24 protein-coding genes and 1 tRNA gene are annotated in these 23,576 nt (G+C 38.6%); 7 read left to right on the forward strand and 18 right to left on the reverse strand.

From position 1 onward, the window contains the following. Nucleotides 1–48 precede the first annotated feature (48 nt). The gene (locus B0169_RS15455; RefSeq protein WP_077287432.1) at nucleotides 49–1,458 is read right to left on the reverse strand and encodes a TIGR03013 family XrtA/PEP-CTERM system glycosyltransferase; all 1,410 of its coding nucleotides are present in this window, start codon (nucleotides 1,456–1,458) and stop codon (nucleotides 49–51) included. Nucleotides 1,459–1,697: 239 nt separating this feature from the next. On the opposite strand from B0169_RS15455, the gene B0169_RS15460 reads away from it, so the two are divergent. The 5 genes from B0169_RS15460 to B0169_RS15480 are packed head-to-tail and all read left to right on the forward strand — an operon-like array spanning nucleotide 1,698 to nucleotide 7,431. Next, nucleotides 1,698–2,321, forward strand: a complete 624-nt coding sequence (locus B0169_RS15460; RefSeq protein ID WP_143323569.1) for an XrtA/PEP-CTERM system exopolysaccharide export protein — start codon at nucleotides 1,698–1,700, stop codon at nucleotides 2,319–2,321. Nucleotides 2,322–2,359: 38 nt separating this feature from the next. Next, complete coding sequence (locus B0169_RS15465; protein ID WP_077287434.1) at nucleotides 2,360–3,949, forward strand: XrtA system polysaccharide chain length determinant; 1,590 nt, start codon at nucleotides 2,360–2,362, stop codon at nucleotides 3,947–3,949. Between the two features lie 3 nt (nucleotides 3,950–3,952). After that, the gene (locus B0169_RS15470) at nucleotides 3,953–4,807 is read left to right on the forward strand and encodes an XrtA-associated tyrosine autokinase (protein ID WP_077287436.1); all 855 of its coding nucleotides are present in this window, start codon (nucleotides 3,953–3,955) and stop codon (nucleotides 4,805–4,807) included. Next, the gene (locus B0169_RS15475; RefSeq protein ID WP_077287438.1) at nucleotides 4,770–6,392 is read left to right on the forward strand and encodes a TIGR03016 family PEP-CTERM system-associated outer membrane protein; all 1,623 of its coding nucleotides are present in this window, start codon (nucleotides 4,770–4,772) and stop codon (nucleotides 6,390–6,392) included. Before B0169_RS15470 ends, B0169_RS15475 begins: the two co-directional genes overlap by 38 nt. Nucleotides 6,393–6,396: 4 nt before the next feature. After that, the gene (locus tag B0169_RS15480) at nucleotides 6,397–7,431 is read left to right on the forward strand and encodes an XrtA/PEP-CTERM system-associated ATPase (RefSeq protein WP_077287440.1); all 1,035 of its coding nucleotides are present in this window, start codon (nucleotides 6,397–6,399) and stop codon (nucleotides 7,429–7,431) included. A 94-nt stretch (nucleotides 7,432–7,525) separates the two neighbouring features. On the opposite strand, the gene prsR is transcribed toward B0169_RS15480, so the two are convergent. Genes prsR through B0169_RS15500 form a run of 4 tightly spaced genes read right to left on the reverse strand, consistent with a single transcriptional unit; the run spans nucleotide 7,526 to nucleotide 14,935 of the window. Next, nucleotides 7,526–8,875 (reverse strand): PEP-CTERM-box response regulator transcription factor, encoded by a 1,350-nt coding sequence (gene prsR / locus B0169_RS15485; RefSeq protein ID WP_077287442.1) that lies wholly within the window; start codon nucleotides 8,873–8,875, stop codon nucleotides 7,526–7,528. A gap of 13 nt (nucleotides 8,876–8,888) precedes the next feature. Continuing rightward, entirely contained in the window at nucleotides 8,889–10,946 is a 2,058-nt protein-coding gene (gene prsK, locus B0169_RS15490) for an XrtA/PEP-CTERM system histidine kinase PrsK (protein WP_077287444.1), read from the reverse strand. Between the two features lie 3 nt (nucleotides 10,947–10,949). Continuing rightward, nucleotides 10,950–13,985, reverse strand: coding sequence for an efflux RND transporter permease subunit (locus B0169_RS15495; RefSeq protein ID WP_077287446.1), 3,036 nt, complete (start codon nucleotides 13,983–13,985; stop codon nucleotides 10,950–10,952). Between the two features lie 5 nt (nucleotides 13,986–13,990). Beyond that, complete coding sequence (locus B0169_RS15500; protein ID WP_235838598.1) at nucleotides 13,991–14,935, reverse strand: efflux RND transporter periplasmic adaptor subunit; 945 nt, start codon at nucleotides 14,933–14,935, stop codon at nucleotides 13,991–13,993. Between the two features lie 317 nt (nucleotides 14,936–15,252). Between B0169_RS15500 and B0169_RS15505 the strand changes: the two genes are divergently transcribed. Together B0169_RS15505 and B0169_RS15510 are read left to right on the forward strand one after the other, a co-directional pair. Beyond that, nucleotides 15,253–15,329: transfer RNA gene (locus tag B0169_RS15505), tRNA-Arg, on the forward strand. A 119-nt stretch (nucleotides 15,330–15,448) separates the two neighbouring features. Further along, entirely contained in the window at nucleotides 15,449–15,859 is a 411-nt protein-coding gene (locus B0169_RS15510) for an OsmC family protein (protein ID WP_077287450.1), read from the forward strand. Between the two features lie 116 nt (nucleotides 15,860–15,975). On the opposite strand, the gene B0169_RS15515 is transcribed toward B0169_RS15510, so the two are convergent. The 13 genes from B0169_RS15515 to rplF form a co-directional block, all read right to left on the reverse strand. Then, nucleotides 15,976–16,875, reverse strand: a complete 900-nt coding sequence (locus tag B0169_RS15515) for a phosphoribulokinase (RefSeq protein WP_077287452.1) — start codon at nucleotides 16,873–16,875, stop codon at nucleotides 15,976–15,978. A 156-nt stretch (nucleotides 16,876–17,031) separates the two neighbouring features. Next, entirely contained in the window at nucleotides 17,032–17,439 is a 408-nt protein-coding gene (rplQ, locus tag B0169_RS15520; RefSeq protein WP_077287454.1) for a 50S ribosomal protein L17, read from the reverse strand. Nucleotides 17,440–17,480: 41 nt separating this feature from the next. Next, entirely contained in the window at nucleotides 17,481–18,470 is a 990-nt protein-coding gene (locus tag B0169_RS15525; RefSeq protein WP_077287456.1) for a DNA-directed RNA polymerase subunit alpha, read from the reverse strand. Nucleotides 18,471–18,494: 24 nt separating this feature from the next. Then, a complete protein-coding gene (gene rpsD / locus B0169_RS15530; RefSeq protein ID WP_077287458.1) occupies nucleotides 18,495–19,115 on the reverse strand; it encodes a 30S ribosomal protein S4 in 621 nt (206 codons plus the stop codon). A 33-nt stretch (nucleotides 19,116–19,148) separates the two neighbouring features. After that, nucleotides 19,149–19,538 carry a 30S ribosomal protein S11 gene (gene rpsK, locus B0169_RS15535; RefSeq protein WP_076420861.1) on the reverse strand — a complete coding sequence of 130 codons (390 nt, stop codon included), beginning with the start codon at nucleotides 19,536–19,538 and terminating at the stop codon, nucleotides 19,149–19,151. Nucleotides 19,539–19,551: 13 nt separating this feature from the next. Then, nucleotides 19,552–19,908 (reverse strand): 30S ribosomal protein S13, encoded by a 357-nt coding sequence (gene rpsM / locus B0169_RS15540; protein WP_077287460.1) that lies wholly within the window; start codon nucleotides 19,906–19,908, stop codon nucleotides 19,552–19,554. 153 nt (nucleotides 19,909–20,061) lie between these two features. After that, on the reverse strand, nucleotides 20,062–20,175 hold the full coding sequence (gene rpmJ / locus B0169_RS15545; protein WP_077287462.1) for a 50S ribosomal protein L36: 114 nt from the start codon (nucleotides 20,173–20,175) through the stop codon (nucleotides 20,062–20,064). Between the two features lie 28 nt (nucleotides 20,176–20,203). Then, nucleotides 20,204–21,529, reverse strand: a complete 1,326-nt coding sequence (gene secY, locus B0169_RS15550) for a preprotein translocase subunit SecY (RefSeq protein WP_077287464.1) — start codon at nucleotides 21,527–21,529, stop codon at nucleotides 20,204–20,206. Between the two features lie 6 nt (nucleotides 21,530–21,535). After that, complete coding sequence (gene rplO / locus B0169_RS15555; RefSeq protein ID WP_077287467.1) at nucleotides 21,536–21,970, reverse strand: 50S ribosomal protein L15; 435 nt, start codon at nucleotides 21,968–21,970, stop codon at nucleotides 21,536–21,538. Between the two features lie 2 nt (nucleotides 21,971–21,972). Continuing rightward, on the reverse strand, nucleotides 21,973–22,152 hold the full coding sequence (gene rpmD, locus B0169_RS15560) for a 50S ribosomal protein L30 (protein ID WP_077287469.1): 180 nt from the start codon (nucleotides 22,150–22,152) through the stop codon (nucleotides 21,973–21,975). A 6-nt stretch (nucleotides 22,153–22,158) separates the two neighbouring features. Beyond that, entirely contained in the window at nucleotides 22,159–22,668 is a 510-nt protein-coding gene (rpsE, locus tag B0169_RS15565) for a 30S ribosomal protein S5 (RefSeq protein WP_077287471.1), read from the reverse strand. Nucleotides 22,669–22,677: 9 nt separating this feature from the next. Beyond that, nucleotides 22,678–23,031 carry a 50S ribosomal protein L18 gene (gene rplR, locus B0169_RS15570; RefSeq protein WP_077287473.1) on the reverse strand — a complete coding sequence of 118 codons (354 nt, stop codon included), beginning with the start codon at nucleotides 23,029–23,031 and terminating at the stop codon, nucleotides 22,678–22,680. Nucleotides 23,032–23,040: 9 nt separating this feature from the next. Continuing rightward, nucleotides 23,041–23,574 (reverse strand): 50S ribosomal protein L6, encoded by a 534-nt coding sequence (gene rplF, locus B0169_RS15575; RefSeq protein WP_077287475.1) that lies wholly within the window; start codon nucleotides 23,572–23,574, stop codon nucleotides 23,041–23,043. Nucleotides 23,575–23,576 lie beyond the last annotated feature (2 nt).

Raw genomic sequence — 23,576 nt, forward strand, 5'->3', positions numbered from 1 at the left:
CTAAAATGAATACTACGACATCAAAATGTCTAAACAGACAATCAAAAACTATCTACCTTTACCAAACAAAACGATTTCTACTGTTCTAATTAAAATAAGTAAATCAAGTAAAAAACTACGATGCTTAATATAGTACAGATCGTATTTCAATTTTTCTAAAGAGTCTTCTTCAGTAGCGCCGTAAGGGTACTTAAGTTGTGCCCAACCAGTTAAGCCTGGCTTCACGTTATGACGCTCGTTATAGTAAGGTATATTCTTAATAAGTTGCTGTACAAACTCTGGACGTTCTGGACGTGGACCAACAAAACCCATGTCACCACGCATTACATTATATATTTGCGGAAGTTCATCAACGCGATATTTACGGATGAACTTACCAATTTTAGTGGTTCGATCATCATTTTCAGATGCCATTTGGGCACCATTTTTTTCTGCATCGATACGCATACTTCTAAATTTAAGAATACTAAATGCTTGACCATCTAAGCCAACTCGCTCTTGGGAATAAAAGATTGGTGCTTTTATACCTTCATCAAGCTTAATCAACACAGCCGTAATAAGCATTACTGGCCATGTTAGCAAAAATAAGAAAAAGCCCATAGTGGCGTTAAAAATCCAATCCAATGTATTGCGAAGGTGATTAGCTGAGGCAAAGCCATTTGAATAAATTACCCAGCTTGGGTAAATTAGATTCACCGCTATTTGGCCGGTTTCACGCTCTATGAAATCAAGAATTTCAGTAACTTCTACCCCTCTAATCTTACAAGCAAAGAGTTCATCAACAGGTAGGTTTCCACGTCGTTCATCATTGGCAACAACGATTTCATCAATTTGATGCTCTAAAGCGTAATTTACTAACGAGCTGGTTAAAGTAATTCTATTTTCATTAACAATACCGTTTTCAGTATCACCATTCATGATAACGAAACCGTGCATAAAGAAACCTTGGCGATCAACATCACGACGCATACGCTTTTCAATGATTGATGCACGTTCGCCAGCACCTAACACAAGAACATTACGTTTGTTGAAGCCAAAAAAATCAATTTGAAGCGTTAAGTACCTTACTCCACTAGCGATAATCAAGCTAATTAGAGATGATATTGCAAGTAGTTCAATGGCAAGTGAACCCGAGCCGTAAAATGGATTAATTAAGGAAACAATAAAGAAACCTATTGCAACAGAAACTAATAACCTTCTCACCACACCTCTAAAGTTTTCTCTTAATTTAGAGTTATATAGCCCCATTGCTAACGACGACAATTGCACAACTAGAGCAAAAACTATGGCATGAATAAATAAAATATTAAGGGCAATGCTTTCGATATCAAAAGTAACGAAATTTAATAAGTTATTAAGATATAAGCTCAACAGTAGCGCGCTTGCAAAGCAGACAAATTCAATTAAAACTAAAGATTTGCTACCCGCAGATAAATCACGGAAATTAGGGCTAGACATATGGTTAGAAAGTTCCTTTCTAGTGAGAAAAATAAACCAGCATTAGACACTTTTACTTTTTAAGTTGTATATTAGAATTGATTACTAGGTAAATGTAAACATTGCATACTTAAAATACAGCGATGACACATTATTTACAAAAATTAATAATGTGCATCAAATGTAAAAATCAAATACAATCGGTAAGCTTACATATAAAAACAGTTGTAAATAAAAAGGTTAATACCATGGAAAAAAGCATGACTAATACATTAAAAGCGCTTCTATTTCTTACACTGGCTTACATAGTAGCTGGGTGTAGTTCAGCCACTCTGCCACCAGCAAAAATTCATCAATCTACCACCACTGACGTTGATTCATACAAATACCTTATCGGTGCTGGTGATGTTGTTAATATTTTTGTTTGGCGCAACCCTGAAGTTTCTGGCACATTCATCGTTAGACCTGACGGTATGATAACTACATCATTGGTCGAAGATATTCCAGTGTCAGGAAAAACACCTACAGAATTGGCTCGTTCAATTGAACAAATCCTTGCCACCTATTTACGAGATCCTGTTGTGACAGTCACCGTAAATGATTTTGTTGGACCATTCAGTGAGCAAATACGTGTTATTGGTGAAGCAACTGAACCCCAAGCCGTTAATTATATTCAGCATATGACATTACTAGACGTAATGATCCGTGTTGGTGGTTTAACAGAGTTTGCCAATGGTAACGGTGCCGTATTGGTACGAGTAGAAAATGGCAAACAAAAGCAATACGATATTTTTATAGAAGATTTAATTAAAAATGGTGAGATATCTGCAAATGTTGATGTTTTACCTGGTGATATTATTGTAATACCTGAGACATGGTTTTAAGCGCAATAGAGTTATTTACCCTGTTTTAGAGGTCGGGAATGCAAGAAATTATAGAGCAAATTGTAGATTATCTTAAAGGTATCTGGCTTAAGCGCCGATTTATCATTATTTCAACTTGGTTGATATGCCCATTAGCATGGGTATTTATTTCACAGCTTGATAATGTTTATGAATCTGAAGCTAGAATCTACGCTGATACACAGTCGATTTTAGGCCCGTTATTAAAAGGTCTAACAGTTAAAACTGATCCCGAAGTACAAATTCGCTTAATGATTAAGACGCTGTTAAGCCGTCCTAATCTTGAGCGTATTACCCGTATGACAGATTTAGACGTTCAAGCTAATACGCCTGAAGCTTATGAATCACTCATTGAAGATTTAAAAACAGATATTATTATTAGAAAAACGGGTGGGCGAAATGAGAACATCTTTACTATTACCTATAAAAATAAAAACCCTGAAACAGCAAAAAATGTTGTTAACTCAGCATTAACGGTATTTATTGAAAATACTTTAGGTGAGAATCGTAGTGACTCAACCTCAGCACAGAAATTTTTAGATACTCAGATTAAAGAGTATGAAAACCGCCTTTTAGCTGCCGAATCACGACTAACTAGCTTTAAACAAAAATATAGCGATGTATTGCCTGACCAATACGGCGGTTATTACCAAAAACTCAATATTGTTAAAGAGCAATTAAAGATAATTGAGCTAAATTTATTGGAACAAGAGACGCAGCTAAAATCTGCTAAAGCACAATTAAGTACGTCTCCAGCTGATACGACTAATTCGCAAAATAACATCATGAATTCTAATAGTATTCAAACGACTTATGATGATCGTATATCTGAGTTAGAAGCATCGCTAGATTCATTGCAATTGCGTTATACCGAAATGCACCCCGATGTGAAAGAAGTTAAACGCAGACTAGAGCACCTAACGCAACAACGCAGCAAAGAAATTGAAGAGTATTTAAGTACGACTAAAGATGGAAGTAATAAACTTGCTACCAGTCAAAATCCTGTTATTCAACAATTACAAATTCAAGTCAATCAATTAGAAAATCAAATTGCATCCACTAATGTCAGAGCAAATGATTACCGAGAGCAAGTAAAAGACTTGGAAAGTAAAATTCATATACTGCCAGAAATTGAAGCTGAATTAACCTCACTTAACCGCGGCTATGAAATTACTAAAGATAAATATGAAGAGTTGCTTAACCGTAAAGAAACAGCTCAATTAGCTCAACAAGCAGACGAAACGACTAACCCTATTCAATTTAGAGTGATTGACCCTCCAAGAGCCCCAACTGAACCTGCAGGTCCGAAACGTATTTTATTCTTAATCGGCTCAACTATCTTTGCTTTTGGTGTGGGTGTAGGGTTATCGCTATTGTTTAGCCAAATTAACCCTGTGGTAACGTCTAGCATGCAAGCTTCTAAAGCTACTGGGATACCTGTATTTGGAATTGTTTCAGCGTCTGAGAACCTTGGTTTGCAAAAGTGGCACAGAAAGAAAACATTGATATTTATACTTTCCAATAGTGTTTTACTAATAATGTTGGCGTTTTTTATACTATATGCCATAGCACCTAATGTCATATTAGCGCCGATCAGAGGAATTTTATAAGTTATGAGTATCATAGAAAAGGCGCTAGCCAAGCAACAAAAAACTGCTGAAAATACACCTTTAGTTGAACCTGAAACTCAGGAGTTAAGCAACAATGAAACAGCAGGAAAAGTAGATCAAAAAGCAGCCTTATCCCTTGATAAAAACGGCTTGGCCGAGCGTGGTTATTTAATTGATAACGGAACACGGAAAAGTATTAAGGATGAATTTCGCCAGATTAAGCGCAAACTGTTAAATAACGCCTTTGGTAACGCTTCTAAAACCCTTGAACATAGCAACTTAATTATGGTGAGTAGCGCTAAACCGAACGAAGGAAAAACCTTTGTTGCTATCAATTTAGCCTTAAGTATTGCCTTAGAGCAGGATAAAACCGTGCTACTAGTTGATGCTGATGTTTTACGACCTAGCGTGATTCGCGAGTTAGGCATAGAGGAGCAACCTGGGATTATCGACTATTTGCTTGGTAAGTCGAAACAGGTCAGTGACATACTTTACAACACAGATATAGATAAACTTAAACTTATACCTGCTGGCAAACCCCATCATCTATCTAATGAATTATTAGCCAGTGAAAAAATGGCGACATTAGCGAATGAATTAGCTAATCGTTATCCCGATCGAATTGTTATTTTTGATTGTCCACCATTGATTGGGGTTACAGAAACACTGGTATTAGCTAATTTAATGGGGCAAGCAGTAATTGTTGTTGAAGAATCGAAAACCTCTATTGCAGATATAAAATTCGCGACAGAACACCTCAATGAAGATTTGGCATTAGGGCTAGTACTCAATAAAGCAATAAGATCTCATAAGGACTTGTATGGCTATTACGGTTACGGATATGGCGCAAAAGACTAAATTTAGTGCGGTTTTCCTCTCATTAGTTTGTTCCAACATTGCCTTTGCTGGTGAGTGGCAATTTGAGCCAAGCATTTTAATCGATGAAACTTATACAGATAATGTTGGCTTAGTTACCAATAACGAAAAATCTAGTTTGGTTAGTCAGGCAGGTATCAATCTAGATTCTACGTATAAAGCACGTAATGCTATTTTTAATTTTTCATCAAAAAGCACCTATGCATCATATAGCCATAACCATGATCTTGATGATGACTTCCACACCATTGCCAGTGACCTTAGGTTACAGCTTTGGCCTAACGGTATTATATTAGTTGGCTCTGCTGACATCAGTAATCAGTCAAGAAATGGCAGTAGAAATGCCTTAGCCGACATAGTATCCGCAGATACTATTCAAGTAGGCACTTACCGAGGCGGCCTTGAATATAATGTCAATAACAGTACCTTTATTATCAACTCTGCATTGGGCTATAACCAAACAGACTCAGAAGACGATATAGGAGACAGGCAAGGTGTAATAGCAAATCTAGAAAGTACAAATGGTAAAGGTGCTCGGCACTTTTTTTGGGACTTGCAGCATAACTACCAAGAGCTAAAAAATGATAGCCAAGAAGGTAAGTTGAGCGAAAGTGAAGTAAAATTTGGCTTGATTACCGATTATAAAATCAATCCTTTTCTGCGTTATTATAATGAAGACAATAGTGGTAATTTAAGTAACCCAAATCAAACCATTGAATCAAATTCATATGGGTTAGGCCTTCGTTGGTTAATTTCACCAAGGCTTTATTTAGATACTTCATACAATAAGCCTATTGGTAATAAACTAGACTTAGACGGTGATGAACAAAAAGAATATATAAACGCATCAATCACATGGCAACCCTCAGCTCGTACAAGGTTAGAAGCAAGTTTTTCTGAACGATTTTATGGCGACAGCTATGGTCTTAATTTTATCCACCGTAATAAGCGATTAACAAATACTGTGAGTTATGTTGAAGATGTTCAAACCTTAACTAGAAATAACTTTGCCGTAAACATTATCGGCTATTACTTTTGTCCCAGTAGTAATATTAACTCGTTCGAAGAGTGTACTTTAGAAAATGGCAGTAATATATTTCCTGGTGACCCTAATGATCCTGATAACCCAGGCTTTCAAATATTTCCGCTGCAAGATTTTACCTTAGTGGAGGACAATGTTTTCTCACTCAATAAAACATTAACTTGGAACTCGACATTAGCATTGGCGCGCACAACCATTACTTTAAATGCCAATAAACAAAAAAGAGACAACCTAGAAACGCGTATTGAAGATGAAAACAGTGCCGCTAGCTTAAATATTAGACGTGATATTAGTAGTCGCTCTAACCTAAGTTTAGATATTTCATACACAGAAACCAACTTACAAATTGATACTGCATCAGAGCGTGTCGATCGTTATAGGCGCTACCAAATCGCCTACGAAAAATCATTAAATAGTGCCTTATCGTTTGATTTTACTGTCAGTTATTTAAATAGAAACTCTAATAGTGCGGTACTAAATTACCAAGAAGGTCGTATCAGCGCTAAAATTACCAAAGGCTTTTAGCAGTATGTATGAAAATTACTATGGTTTTAAAGAAAGACCATTTCAACTGAGCCCAGATCCTAGATTCTTTTTTGCATCCAGCCATCATCAGAGAGCTCTATCATATCTCCAATACGGTTTAGATCAAGGCGAAGGCTTTATCGTAGTAACGGGACCAATAGGAACCGGAAAAACCACTATCGCCCGTAACTTATTAAATAACCTCGGTGATTCAAGTATTGTTGCCGCACAACTTGTGACGACTAAACTTAACCCACAAGAGTTACTTGAATTAGTGGTTTCAGAATTTAATATAACTGTGATCGGTGATAGTAAAGCAGATCTGTTACAAGGCATTGAAAAGTTTTTAATACAATTGCACCAACAAGGTAAACGAGCTCTATTAATTGTCGATGAGGCACAAAACTTACCTAGTGAAACTGTTGAAGAATTACGCATGTTGTCAAACTTTCAGTTAGACAATAAGCCTTTAATTCAAAGTTTCTTGCTCGGACAGGAAGAATTAAAAGCTATCATTCAAGCACCAAATATGGAGCAATTTCGGCAACGTATTATCGCTTCAGCTCACTTGAAGCCTTTATCAAAAGAAGAAGTAAAAGAATATATTAATCATAGATTGCATCAAGCTGGCTGTAATAAAAACGCACTATTTTCAGATGCTGCTTTTGAGCTTATCCACGAAAAAACGCTTGGCGTGCCACGAAAAATTAACATTTTTGTCGATAGACTACTTTTATTTGGCTTCCTAGAAGAGCTTGACAGTATTACTACTGAAGCAATCAATGAAGTAGCACAAGAAATGGAGGTTGAGCTAACCGGTTCACTTAATGCTGCGGATCTCGCCAGTAATGAGCCGAACCAAGTTGTAGTCAATTCTTCAGGAAAAGTTGAGAACATCAAAGAAATATTACGAGAAGTGGAAGATATTTTAGAAAGCAATATCAAAGAAAAAATAAAAATGGCTCGCTACGTAGATAAAATGCTCAAACATAAAAGTCGCCTGTATACTGAAGCTACTGAGGCAGCACCAAAAGATTAAAATTGGTCACCTCTTGTTATCGATAAATAATATATAAAAAGCCGCTTTAAAGCGGCTTTTTATATATCAGAGTATACATTTATATCTGTAGCACTTAATCATTAATAGTTAACTCATATTTCTCAATCAAAGAATATAACGTTGGACGAGTAACCCCTAATAGCTCTGCTGTTTTAGACATATTACCATCGGCTAATGCGTAAGCCTTTTGTATTGCAATAGACTCTGCTTGTTCACGTACAACTCTTAAATTTAAGGACAACTCAAAGCTAGTATCTTGCTGATCAAAAAATCCTAAATCTATTGCCGTGACCTGTGTACCTGTGGTCATAATGACCGAGCTTTTAACTTTATTCTGAAGTTCACGAATATTACCTGGCCACCTATGACCTTTTATTGCGCTTAAAGCATCAGCAGAGAAACTTTTAACGTTACGCTTATATTCTTTAGCATAATGTTGAAGAAAGTACTGCGCCAAGATAATAACGTCTTCATCTCTATCTCTCAAAGGAGGAATATTTAAAGTAATTTCACTGACTCGATAAAATAGATCTTCTCGAAAGGTTTTATCTGCAACCATTTGCTCAAGGTTCTGATTAGTAGCACAAACAACCCTAACATCTACTGCTATTTCTTGACGGCCACCAAGGCGTTCAATACATTTTTCTTGCAAAAACCGCAGCAATTTAGCTTGAAGGCTATATGGCATATCACCTATTTCATCAAGAAACAGCGTGCCACCTTCGGCACATTCTATTTTTCCTTTTGTCGTGCGATGCGCGCCAGTAAAAGCCCCCTTTTCGAAGCCAAATAACTCACTTTCCAATAATGTTTCAGGAATTGAGGCACAATTGATAGCAATAAAGGGTTTATCTTTACGATCACTGGCTAAGTGAACGGCATTTGCTGTTACTTCCTTACCTGTGCCACTTTCACCTAACAGCAAAGCCGTAATGGCTGTTGGAGCAATACGTTTAACCATCATACGTAAGCGGTCAATACTTTCGCTGTTACCAATGATACCTATATCACTGCCTGCAACAGCGCGCATTTTACGGTTCTCTTCTTCAATAGCCGCAACACTGAACGCACGAGCAACAATAACATTGATCACTTCTGTATCGACTGGTTTTTGATAAAAATCATATGCGCCTGCAGCAATAGCCGCCAGCGCATTCGTGCGATCATCATTACCGGTAATAACAATAACTTTACTATGTGGTGCAATAGTCAGAATTTCTTGTAGTGCGGCTAAGCCTTCAGACGCATTAGCTTCATCAGGTGGTAACCCCAAATCTAAAGTAATAACTTTTGGTTCGTGGCGTCGTACAGCTGCAATGGCACTTTGACGATCATCTGCTAGTACAACATCATAGTCCGATAAGCTCCACTTCAATTGTTTCTGGATACCTTTATCGTCATCTACGATTAGCAATTTTTCCATTTCAATAAAATCCTTATGGTAAATCTTGACTACTTACGGAGCCTGTTAATCTTAATGGTAAATCAATAGTAAAAGTTGTGCCTTGCTCGGGCATACTTTCCACTTTAATAATACCCGCCATGCTTTCGAAGAATTGTTTGGCTTCAAAGACACCAATCCCCATACCAGCATTACCTTTAGTTGTATCAAAAGGTCGAAATAGACGTGAATTAATGAACTCTTCACTCATACCACAGCCGTTATCTTCGATAATGATTCTAATGGTGCGCTTCTTCTTAATGAGCGATACTTTTACCCAACCGTCACTCGCGGTTGCTTCTTGCGCATTTTGGATTAAATGCTGAATTACTGACTGAAACGATTCGCTATCAATAAAAGTTTCACATGGCCCCAGCTGATCAAATACAACCTTCGGTTGTCTGATATTACACTGTGATACCGCCTTTGTAACGATTGTCGCTAAATCGACCTGACTATGCGAAGACTGCTCAACCTGTTTTTTCCTCAGTTGTGATAATACTTTTTCTAGTCGTTGTGTTGCTGACTCAACCGTTTCAAAGACATCATCGATAAATTCTGGATTATCACGGTGCTTTTGCCCATTGGCCGTAATGAGCGCCAATTGTGCTTGAACATTTTTCAGATCATGAACTAGAAATGCTGACATGCGATTAAAGGCATCAAATTGCTTAGATTCACTTAGTTTATCAGTCGCTTCATACAGAGAAATAAAGTTTCCTAATTGTTTAGAGACAGCAAATAACAAATCTCTATCTTCCCAGTTCAGTTGTTTGATTTTGTTCTCATCAGCCAATAAAAATAAACCATAGAATGCTTTACCAATAAAAATAGGCACGATAATTTGAATATTTTTACTTCTACATAAAGAAACATCTAACTGTAAATTAGGATATATAAGAGGTGCATCTTCATATTCATTTACATCAACAATCCAGCCTTGTTGTTGACAAAATTTACCAACCTCTAATAAATGCTCTTCAACATTCTCATCAATATCAAGTCCATCGCTATATTGCACTTGATAATGCTGATGCGAGACTTTTTTTATTATTGCGCCTTTTAAAGCATCAACCTTCGACATCATAATATGTGTTGCCATTTCATAGTGACTTTCACCACTCGAGGTTTCTATTTTTTCAATAAGATTTAGCCATTCATCTCGATATTCATATTTATTAGCAAAAAAGTTTTTAGCAATGAAAACTTTAACAGTTCTACGTAAGGATTCTGTAATCAAAAGTGCAACTAATACAATACTGCTAAGCATTAAAAAGCCGATACTAACTAGGCTGCCCCACTCGCCTCCCATATAATTAATCACGTAGCCTGCAAGGGCCATAAGTAACAAATATCCACCAGCGATCATCAACATTGAGCTATAAAAAACCACATTGCGGGAGACAAAAATACGTACTTCGCCATTTTTTACTCGTCGTGTGCTAATGAGCAATAATGGCACAATAAATAATGCTAAATAGCCACGGCTATACCAAAAATCAAAATCAATACCATCAACCATGGTTGCTTGTGCATAAAGCACAAAGTCAAAAATACTGACACTAGCTAAAGCAATAACCAAAGGCCAAATAGCCCAGCGTACTTGTAGATCAGCATTCCGATATAACTGCTCTAGTAGTACCAACATCCAAAGGTTAAGAACAATAAAAAGCAAAAATATATATTCATAAGAATAATTTAACCAATAACTTGCTAGCCAACACCCAGACATCAGAAGGAACCAAACCGCAAAATATTGTCGAACATAATAATTACCGATCAGTGCTCGTAAATTACGATGTTCAGTATTAAACAATATAATTAATAAAGACCAACAGGCAATTTCAAAACCATCTGATAGCATGGCCCACTGCAAGCTAAACCCAAGCTTAATTTGCAATGCTGCCACTAAATTACTTGCTAGAGTAATCAAAGTACAAAAGAGCACCCAACGCGCGAGTAAACTACTATTACGGGCCGCTATGACTAACAAGGCAAATAACGCATAAGCAGCACTGGCCAAAGAAAAACCTATTAAGCCAATAAAATCCATAATTTATAGCTCACTATCCGTCGTTTTTGTAAATAATTCGGTCAAAATTGGCACAATAATAAAGCTAGCTACAGCTGAAATACATAAACCTGAAATAATGACTACACCCAGCGGTTGCCACAAACTACCACCAAATAATGTTAATGGTAATAAACCACCGATAGTGGTAATGGTTGTTAATAGTATCGGTGTAAAGCGTGTTGAACTGGCTGATAAAATGGCCTGCTTCTTGGTCATTTTATCAGCCAAGTTTTTATTCGTGGTATCTACTAGAATAATTGCATTATTGACCACAATACCAAACAAACTGATCAGGCCAATAAATGCCATCATAGAGAATGATAAGCCCGTCAAGTATAAACCAAGTACAGCACCGGTCATGGCAAATGGAATTGATGTAAAAATAACTAACGGTTGTAAAAATGATTTAAATTGCAGAACTAAAATAGCGAAAATACCAATAGCCGTTATCAGCATTATTTGCGACAAGCCTGCAAAAGATTCTTGTCGTGATTCTTCTTCTCCACCCAAGAGGTAATACATACCGGCGGGTAATTGATAATTATCAAGATAACTAACTACTTCAGTGGTTATTTCTTGTACGGAATACCCTTGCGCTGCATCAGCAGATACCCGGGCCATGCGTAGTTTTTGATAATGGAAAAAGTCAGTACGCCCTTTTTGCAACTTCATTTCAACAAATTGTCCTAGAGGCACGTTTTTACCTTGCTGGTTGACAATTGTTATGTCGGATAATCCGGCTAAATCACTCTTAGGACGACGAACCAGAATGGGATAGTTTTCACCGTTGCTGTCATTAAACTGGCCGATAAAAGTTCCAGAAAGTGCAGTCTGGATACTATTATCTAATTGATTAATATCAACCCCCGAAAGCGCAGCTTTATCATAGTCAATTACTAACGCTAATTCAGTATTGGCAATACCAATAGGGTTATCGAGATTGATCGCACCAGGTATTGAAGCAATTTTATTTTGCAAGTCTGCAGCTACACGCTCAAGATCTGACAATGACTCACTAATTAACCTTACTGTAATAGGTTGGTCGGTAACCGGACCTTGAGTGAACTCTTTTACAGTAATTTTTGCTTGATGCCATTTAGAGAACTCTGCTCGTAATGCGGACACTAATACATTAACTTCTTTTTCATCATAAGCTTTTAATACTAAGAGTAGTTGCCCATAACTGGCTACGCCACGCTTAGGGATTTCATTGTAATAAATTCGAGGGTTAGAGTTACCAACATTAAGTGCTATTTTATCGACATAAGATTGAGTTTCAATAAATTCAGTCATCGAATGCATAACTTTATTGGTATAATCTAACGATGAATTAGCTGGTGTTTCAACATCGATAAGTAACATTGACTTTTCAGCTTTCGGAAACAAACTAACGCCAACTTGCCCAAACAGCGAAGCCATAGCAAATAGCGCAATGAAAGCTCCTATTAGCATCAACAATTTAGCGTTCATTAAGCGACTCAGCCATGTTGTGTAATATTGTTCAGCAAAACTATTGACATAAAACTGTAATGTTTTAATTTTACTTTCTTTACGACTGAAAAATTTACTGGCGAGTAATGGGGTAACAGTTAAAGCAACCAATAAAGAAGCCAATAAGACGAGCACTACGGTTACCGGCATAGAGCGCACAAAATCTCCAGTATCACTCGCTAACATCAGCATAGGTAAAAAAGCTAGCATAGTGGTGACAGTACCACTAGTGATCGCCCAGCCAACCTTGCTGGTGCCTGACGTAGAGGCTTCAACCAAATCAGCTGTCTTTTTCTTTTCTCGATGAATGCTTTCGGTTACTACAATAGCGTTATCAACGAGGAGGCCTAACGCGATAATAAGACCAACAATTGACATTTGCTGTAAGCCAAAGCCTGCAAAGTCTAACCATCCAATGGCGATTAAAAATGACAACGGGATAGCAATAATAACAACCACCGCTTCTCGAACGCCTAAAAAAATCAAGGACATCAACCCAACTAACACAAGACCTTGCCATAAATTATCAAAGAAGCCATTAACACGATTTTCAACCCCTTCAGATTGCTTAAAAAGTGTCGCTATTTTTATGGTGTCAGGTAAGGTTTGCCTAAATGCAGCAATTTCTTCATCAATGGCTTTAGTGAGAGCGAATATATTGGTATTCATTCTTTGTTCTGCTGTTAAAAAGATGACTGGCTTACCGTCATAGTAAGCTAAGTAACTAGCCTCACGACTCGAGAACTGAACGTTAGCAACATCTTTTAAACGAATAACTGCACTCTCATTGGAAAATACAACTGTATTATTTAGTTCATCAAGATGTTGAAAATTACCACTGGTTTTTACATTAAATCTGCGTGTGTTAGCATCAACAAAACCAGGCGTAATATTTATTGCTCGCTTTTGTAGCAAGGCATTAATAGTTGCCACACTGATACCGTAATGCTTTAACATAGCAAGGTTAAGATCTACTGCTACAACTTGTGTAGGATAGCCCCAAATATCAGCTTTTTTTACTGCCTCAATCGCCTCTAAACGTTTCTCAAGCTGCTTAGCATGAAATTCCATTTTTTTATAATCAGTTGAATCACTCCAAAGCGCTAATTGAATAATAGCGACACTGGTCGGCGTAGCCTTCAATACTAAAACATCTTGCACACCCTCAGGTAATGTTGGCTTTACGGTTGATACGGCTTGTTTTACTTCATTGTATGCTGCATTGGGATCACTACCGTATAAAAAAGTGACCTCGATTCTAGCACCACCATTTTTAATTTGAGACTCTATCTTTTTGATCCCCTCAATTTCAGCGAACTCCTCCTCTAAAGGGTCAACAACTAAGGTTTCTATGTCCGTTGGTGAAGCGCCTGGGTAGATAATTTCAAGTAAGGTAATGGGGATATCAAATTGAGGGTCTTCAGAACGAGGCATATGAAAATATGACACAATGCCGACAAGTACCAAAAGGATAACAATAGTAAAGGTAAACTGAGCATTCTTTATAGCAACACGAGGAAGAAACATAATGACTACTGCCCACCCAGTGAATAGTTTTGCCAACCTTGCGTAACTACCGTTAACGGTTCATCGTTACGATTAGCACGTAGGTAAACATAATCATTATCTAACTCAAATACCTCGAAGCTCTGCTGCGTAAACTCTGTGCTTGCCATAGATTTTGCAACAATAATGGCTTTGCCATCATCGTCAACAGCAACCAGTGCGGCTATAGGTAATCGATAGATAAAATAATCATTTTCAAAAGCGATACTCACACTAGCAAGTTGTCCTGCTATCATTCGATTGTTTGTTTTTGGTAATAAAACTTCAGTAGTAAATAAATTGTCTTCGCTATTGGCAATTGCTGGTATTTTGCTAATTACACCTTCGATGATACCGCGTTGACGTATTGATACTTTTACAGACTGCCCTAACTGCACTTGACTAATTTCTTGCCCTGTTAAAGCGACTTTAACTACCCAATCAAGTTTTGCAACTTGTAGAGCGGCTTGCCCTGGGCTTTGCAACTCACCCAACTCGGTATTTCTAGCTAAAACAACACCTGAAAAAGGTGCAAAGATTTGTGCTTGTTCTAAATTGTAATAAGCAACTTGATATGCAGCTCGTATTGTTTCAACTTCTGTCATCGCCATATCTAAATCACGTTCAGACGCCAACTTTTCATCCATTAAACGATTAATACGCTTAACATCACGCTTTGCTTGCGTTAATTGTGCATAATATGAATTCTTTTCTTCTTGCAGCTCGGTTATGTTTAGCGATGCAAGTAATTGCCCCTGCTCGAACGTTTCTCCTTCATCAACATTAAGCACAGCTAAATAACCTGCGCTTTTGAATGAGAGACTTAATGTTCGCCTATAGTCCAACTTACCGGTTCGTTGTACCGTACTATTATAAAGTTCGGCTTTAATAACCTCGGTATCATAAGATTGAGCTAGTAATGGTTGTGTCATTATGAACAACCATAGAGTAAGTGCAATAAGGAGTAATTTCATAGCCAAGTTTTTGCTTATAGGATATTGAGATAAAAGATATTATAGCCTTTACTTTAGGCATCTTCATGGTGAAAGTACATCTTTTTCAATGTTAGGATCGGCAATAACCATAGAAAGGCAACTCATTGCAAAGTGCAATAAGCATAATCGCCAATTATTAAGATTAATAATTTTAAATAAATCCTATTTGAGTACTTAACTAATAAATACATATTCATGCTAGACATAAACGACGATACTCTATACTATTTGCCGCGCTAAAATCATTTCAATGTGCACCCATAGCTCAGCTGGATAGAGCGCTGCCCTCCGGAGGCAGAGGTCGCAGGTTCGACTCCTGCTGGGTGCGCCATCTTTATGTTTGCTTAAGAGCCAATAAATTTAATTTCACGATTAATTCCACTATACAATCTAGCTAATCATTAATGAATTCCATACAATATTATCACTAAAAACACTTTGGACAACATAATGAAAGCAGAAGTTAAATGGATTAGTGATGAGCTATTTTTAGCGACATCGGAAAGTGGTCACTCATTGGTATTAGATGCAAATGCGGGTTCTTTAGCACCGAGTCCATTGGAGAATGTGCTTTTATCTTTAGGTGCATGTTCATCAGTTGATGTGGTAAGCATTCTCAAAAAAGTACGACAACTCATTCTAAATTGTAAAGTCGAGATAACAGCCAAACGCGTCGACTCTGTGCCTAGGTTGTTTTCAGATATCCATTTACATTTTGTTATTGAGGGTACTGAAGTTAGTGAGAAACATGTTGAACGAGCGGTTAATTTATCTGCAGATAAATATTGCTCTGTCGCTCTTATGCTAAATAAAACTGTCAACATCACACATGACTTTAAGATCATATCTCCACAACAATAATGTAAATAATTGCACGCTGTTGATTACGTTATTAGAGCTACTATAAAGGTCTAGCTACCACTGAGGTGTGTTTAGAAAGTTGACACACCTATCAGTTAACACTTTTGAATGCTATGTTATAAATCACTCATCCAGTCTAGTTGTTTATTTGCTTCAGTTTTCTTATCCATTAATTCTTTAATCAACGGTGTTAATATCAACTCCATCGCCAAGCCCATCTTTCCACCCGGGACCACAAGTGTATTCATCCGCGACATAAACGAACCATCAATCATGCTTAAATAATACGGAAAATCAACATTAGTCGAATCTCTAAATCTAATGACAACAAAGCTCTCATCTAATGTTGGAATTGCTTTGGCACTAAAAGGATTTGAAGTATCAACAGTAGGAACTCGTTGAAAGTTAACATGAGTTCGTGAAAATTGAGGAGTAATAAAAGAAATATAGTCTTCCATACTTCGAACAATACTTGCTGTTACAGCTTCACGACTATGGCCGCGTTTATTGGTATCACGTATTATTTTTTGGATCCATTCAAGGTTAACAATCGGCACCATACCAATAAGTAAATCAACATGTTTAGCCACATCATTTTTCTCGGTCACGACACCGCCATGTAAACCTTCATAGAACAGCAAATCGGTACCATCACCCAACTCCTCCCACGGGGTAAAAGTTCCTGGCATTTGATTATATGGTACGGCTTCATCAAACGTATGTAAGTATCTACGTATCTTTCCCTTACCTGTTTCAGAATAATCTTTAAACAGTTTTTCTAACGCTCCAAAATCATTAGCTGCATCACCAAAATAGCTGATATTACGTTGGTCTTCTCTTGCCTTACGTTTCTCTAAGTCCATTTCCGGACGCGAATATCGATGAAAGCTATCACCTTCAACTGTTGCCGATATGATACCTAATGTGCGAAATATATGTTCAAACGATTCAATCGTCGTAGAGGTACCAGCCCCTGAAGAACCTGTAACGGCAATAATCGGGTTACGTGATGACATAAAGTGTATAGACCTATTTTTGCGTGGGTAATTGTTATACGAGGTATTAAGTAGTGGGTCAAGTTTTTAGCACTTATTGGTGTTTTTTAGACACAAAAAAGCGGAGCCTAAGCTCCGCTTTCAATTCCGACAGAAATAAATTTAGTAAATACTAAATTACGCTTCTGCGCTAACCTCTTCAACTACTTCAGCGGCTTCTTCAGCTGCTGGGCGGTCTACAAGTTCAACGTAAGCCATAGGTGCTTTATCACCAGTACGGAAACCACATTTTAAAATGCGAGTGTAACCACCTGGACGTTCTTGGTAACGAGCACCAAGTTCGTTAAATAAAATACCAACTACTTCTTTATCTTGTGTGCGAGCAAATGCTAAACGACGATTTGCTACGCTGTCGGTTTTGGCCAATGTAATTAGTGGCTCAACAACGCGACGTAGTTCTTTAGCTTTAGCAACAGTAGTTTTAATCAAACCGTGCTTAACTAATGAACTTGCCATATTGCGGAACATCGCCTGGCGATGACTGCTATTACGGTTTAACTGGCGACCGCTTTTACGATGGCGCATAAGTTAATCCTTATCTCAACTATTAAAAAACGATGATCGACTTAGTCGTTATCAGCTATGCTTTCTGGTGGCCAGTTTTCTAGGCGCATGCCCAGAGACAAACCACGAGACGCCAAAACGTCTTTGATTTCAGTTAAAGACTTCTTACCTAAATTAGGTGTTTTAAGAAGCTCAACCTCAGCACGCTGTACTAAATCGCCAATATATTGTATTGCTTCTGCTTTTAAGCAGTTTGCTGAACGAACAGTAAGTTCAAGGTCATCAACAGGACGAAGCAAAATAGGATCAAACAGTGGTTTTTCCTCTTTTGGCTCTACTTCAGTCACATCACGAAGCTCAACAAACGCATCTAGCTGTTCCGCTAAAATTGTTGAAGCGCGACGAATTGCTTCTTCAGGATCTAACGTTCCGTTAGTTTCCATGTCTAAGACCAATTTGTCCAAATCTGTACGCTGTTCAACACGTGCAGAATCAACATCATAGGCAATTCTTACAACGGGACTGAATGAAGCATCAACTAACAAACGTCCGATTGCACGATCTTCTTCCTCGGCATCGCGTCGAGCTGAAGCTGGAACATAACCACGTCCCATTTCAACCTTTATACGCATACTGATAGAGCCATCACCTGTCAAATGACAGATTACATGTGTTGGGTTTGCAATTTCTACATCACCATCATGTTGGATATCGGCAGCCGTTACAGGGCCTTCACCGGACTTAGTTAAGGTAAGAACAGCTTCATCTTTGCCTTCTAAACTTATAGCTAGTCCCTTAAGGTTAAGCAATATTTCGATGATGTCTTCTTGCACACCTTCTTTACTGCTGTACTCATGAAGTACACCGTCAATTTCAACTTCAGTTACAGCACAACCTGGCATTGAAGATAAAAGAATGCGGCGTAACGCATTACCTAAAGTGTGACCAAAACCACGCTCTAATGGCTCTAAAGTTACTTTAGCGCGAGTAGCACTAACAGTTTCGATATCAACCAATCGTGGTCTAAGGAATTCGGTTACAGAACCCTGCATTATGTCCTCTCTTAAAGTGCAACTTTACTTAGAGTAAAGTTCAACAATCAACTGTTCATTAATTTCGGCAGACAAGTCAGAACGATCAGGAACACGTTTAAAAACGCCTTCAAGTTTCTTGTTATCTACTTCAACCCAAACTGGCTTCTCACGTTGCTCAGCTAATTCTAAAGCAGCGATAATACGCGCTTGAGTTTTAGACTTTTCACGTACAGAAACTACATCTTCGGCTTTAACAGTGAAAGATGGAATATTAACAACAACACCGTTAACTACGATAGCTTTATGGCTAACTAGTTGACGAGCTTCAGCACGAGTGCTTGCATAGCCCATACGGTATACTACGTTATCAAGACGTTTCTCTAAAAGTTGTAACAAGTTTTCACCTGTATTGCCTTTTAGACGAGCCGCTTCTTTATAGTAGTTGCGGAATTGTTTTTCTAGTACGCCATATATACGACGAACTTTTTGTTTTTCACGAAGCTGAATACCGTAGTCAGATAAACGACCGCGACGGGCGCCGTGTTGACCTGGTATTGTTTCGATTTTACATTTAGTGTCAATTGCTCGAACACCGCTTTTAAGGAACAAATCTGTACCTTCGCGGCGACTAAGCTTTAACTTAGGACCTAAATATCTAGCCATTTTCTTTCTCCAACTATCCTAAAAAAAGTACGATTAAACGCGACGTTTCTTAGGAGGACGACAACCATTATGAGGAATAGGTGTAACGTCAGTAATGTTGGTGATTTTAAAACCAGCAGCATTTAAAGCACGGATAGCAGATTCACGACCTGGACCCGGACCTTTAACGAACACTTCAATATTCTTCAAGCCAAACTCTTGTGCAGCTTTACCAGCACGATCTGCAGCTACTTGCGCAGCAAATGGAGTAGATTTACGTGAACCACGGAAACCTGAACCACCAGCAGTCGCCCATGATAAGGCGTTACCTTGACGATCTGTAAGAGTTACGATTGTGTTGTTGAAAGAAGCATGGATATGAGCCATGCCATCAGCAACTTGTTTTTTTACGCGTTTACGCGTACGTACAGGTGTTTTAGCCATTGTCTAGTTCCTCTTACTTCTTAATTGGCTTACGAGGACCTTTACGGGTACGCGCATTAGTTTTAGTGCGTTGACCACGTAGAGGAAGACTGCGACGGTGGCGAATGCCACGGAAACAACCTAAATCCATAAGACGTTTAATGTTCATTGAAACTTCACGGCGTAAATCACCTTCTACGGTGTATTTATCCACTTCTGCACGAAGCAAATCAATTTGAGCTTCGTCCAATTCACTGATCTTAGTTGACTCTGCAATACCAGTTGCTACACAAATTGCTTTCGCACGTGTTGCACCGATACCGAAGATCGCAGTAATGGCGATTACTGCATGCTTACGATCAGGGATGTTAATGCCAGCGATACGGGCCACTAACACATCTCCTATTTTAAATTTAAAATTTACCGGTTGAAAAGCCCGTTAGGATACTCAACCAGCGCGTTTTTTTGCAAATCGAAGCGGCATTATACAGAGTTATCTACATAATGCCACTTCTAAAAGATTAAGCTTTCGCTCAGGTCAATATTAACCTTGACGTTGCTTATGCTTTGGCTCTTCGCAAATTACACGAACAACACCAGCACGTTTAACAACTTTACAGTTACGACAAATCTTTTTTACGGATGCACGTACTTTCATTTTATACTCCGTTACCTAATGACTCAGCCTAACGGCCATAGCCCTTAAGGTTTGCTTTTTTAAGTACATTATCATATTGATGAGACATCAAATGCGTCTGTACTTGTGCCATAAAGTCCATTATCACAACTACAATAATAAGTAGTGATGTGCCGCCAAAGTAAAAATTGACGTCCCATGCCATGATAATAAACTGAGGTACTAAACAGATAAAGGTTATATACATCGCACCAGCTAGGGTTAAGCGAGTCATAACTTTATCGATATATTTAGACGTTTGCTCACCAGGACGAATCCCAGGAATAAACGCACCAGATTTTTTCAGGTTATCTGCAGTTTCACGCGGGTTGAAAACAAGAGCCGTGTAAAAGAAACAGAAAAATATTATCGCTGCAGCAAGTAACATTACATATAGCGGCTGTCCTGGAGAAATAGCAATTGATACTTCTTGTAGGAAATCAGCAACCATACCGTCACCTTGTCCAAACCAGCTCGCAAGCGTGCCAGGGAACAAGATAATACTTGAAGCGAAGATTGGTGGAATAACACCTGCCATATTCACTTTTAAAGGTAAATGTGTGCTCTGCGCGGCAAAAACCTTACGGCCTTGCTGACGCTTAGCGTAATTAACAACAATACGTCGTTGACCACGTTCCACAAATACTACAAAGAAAGTCGTAGCAAATATAATTACGCCAATTAGCAACAATACTAATAAGTGCAATTCACCTTGACGCGCCGCCTCTGCTGTTTGACCAACAGCTGACGGCATACCAGCAACAATACCTGCAAATATCAAGATAGAAATACCGTTACCAATACCGCGTTCTGTAATTTGCTCACCTAACCACATTAAAAACATGGTACCAGTAACCAAACTTACTACCGCAGCAAAGTAGAATCCGAAACCTGCGTCCATTACTAGACCTGGCATCATTCCCGGTAAACTTCTTGCTATTGCAATTGATTGTACAGTTGCTAGAACTAAAGTGCCGTAGCGGGTGTATTGACTAATCTTACGTCGTCCAGCTTCACCTTCTTTTTTCAATTCTGCCATTGCTGGGTGCATCACCGTTAGCAATTGCATTATGATAGAAGCTGAAATGTACGGCATAATACCAAGTGCCAATACAGAGGCTCGCTCAAGAGCACCACCAGAGAACATGTTAAACATTTCTACAATGGTGCCCTTTTGTTGTTCAAACAACTGAGCTAATACAGCGGCGTCAATACCAGGGATTGGCACAAATGTTCCTAAACGAAGCACAACTAAGGCTCCGAATACAAACCATAACCTTTGTTTAAGCTCAGACAATCCGCCTTGCGCTTTATTATCCATTCCTGGTTTAGCCATTCTGTACTATTCCTCGATTTTTCCGCCAGCAGCTTCAATAGCTGCACGAGCGCCTTTAGTAACACCTAAACCACGTACAGTAATTGGACGAGTGATTTCACCAGAAAGCATGATTTTCACTGACACAATGTTACGTGTGATTAAGTTAGCATCTTTAAGGGCAAAGATATCGACAACATCACCTGTGATGTTATTTAGCTCATGTAAACGTACTTCAGCGCGAACTAAAGATTTACGTGACGTGAAACCAAATTTAGGTAAACGTTGTTTCAATGGCATTTGACCACCTTCGAAACCAGGACGTACACTACCGCCAGAACGAGACTTCTGACCTTTGTGACCACGACCACCTGTTTTACCTATGCCAGAACCAATACCACGACCACAGCGTTTCTTGGCTTTCTTAGCACCTGGTGCAGGAGATAAAGTATTTAAATGCATTATTAATCCTCCACCTTAATCATATAAGATACTTGATTGATCATACCGCGTACAGATGGAGTATCTTCTAACTCTACTGTATGACGGATACGACGTAAACCAAGACCCTTTAATGTAGCTCTATGCTTCGGTAAACGACCGATAGAACTTTTTAACTGAGTTATTCTAACTGTTTTAGCCATGCTCAATTACCCCAAAATGTCTGAAACGCTTTTGCCACGCTTAGCTGCAACAGCTTCAGGCGAATGCATATTCGCAAGAGCAGAAACAGTAGCACGAACTACGTTAATTGGGTTGGTAGAACCGTATGCTTTTGACAATACGTTCTGTACGCCTGCAACTTCAAGTACTGCACGCATCGCGCCACCGGCGATGATACCTGTACCTTCAGAAGCTGGTTGCATGTAAACTTTAGAACCAGAGTGCTTGCCTTTAATAGCATGCTGAAGAGTAGTACCCTTCAAATCAACGGTTACTAAGTTACGACGTGCTTTTTCCATTGCTTTTTGGATTGCAGCAGGCACTTCACGTGCTTTACCGTAACCAAAACCAACGCGACCAGCGCCATCACCAACTACGGTTAGTGCTGTGAAACTAAAAATACGACCACCTTTAACCACTTTTGAAACGCGGTTAACTGCGATTAACTTTTCAGCCATATCACTTTGTTGTGAGTTTTCTTGATTATGATTAGCCATTATCAACCCCTAAAACTGAAGACCAGCTTCACGAGCTGCATCTGCTAACGCTTTCACGCGACCATGGTAACGGAAACCTGAACGGTCAAAAGCAACACTAGTGATGCCTTTAGCTACTGCACGTTCTGCAATTGCTTTACCTACAGCCGTAGCTGCTTCAACGTTACCTGTTTTTTCTAACTGAGCACTAACTTCTTTGTCTAAAGTAGACGCTGCTGCGATTACTTCAGAACCCGTTGGTGCGATCAATTGCGCGTAAATATGACGAGGAGTACGGAATACAACTAAACGATTCGCACCCAACTCGCTAATTTTTGCACGAGCGCGTTTAGCGCGGCGCAAACGAGATGTTTTCTTATCCATAGTATTATCCTACTTCTTCTTAGCTTCTTTACGACGTACATTCTCATCGCTATAACGAATACCTTTACCTTTGTAAGGCTCAGGTTTACGGTATGCACGAATGTTCGCTGCAGTTTGACCGACCAACTGTTTATCAGCACCTTTCAGTATGATTTCAGTTTGGCTAGGAGTTTCAACGGTAATTCCTTCAGGAATTGCATGGCTGATTGGGTGTGAAAAACCTAAAGATAAATCTAAAGACTTACCAGCAGCTTTTGCACGGTAACCAACACCGTTTAACAATAATTTTTTCTCAAAACCTTTACCAGTACCTTCAATCATATTATTGATTAAAGCACGTACTGTTCCGGCTTGAGCCCAAGCGCCTTTAACATCTGCAACTATGTTAGTAACAAGGTTGTTTTCTTCTTGAGAAACAACAACGTCACTATGGATAGTATGAGATAACTCGCCGATTGGACCTTTAACTTTAATGTCTTGACCTGATAACGTAACAGTAACGTTTGCAGGGATTGCGACAGGTGCTTTTGCAACACGAGACATAA

The sequence above is a fragment of the Cognaticolwellia aestuarii genome (assembly GCF_002000025.1).
GTDB lineage: Bacteria > Pseudomonadota > Gammaproteobacteria > Enterobacterales > Alteromonadaceae > Cognaticolwellia > Cognaticolwellia aestuarii.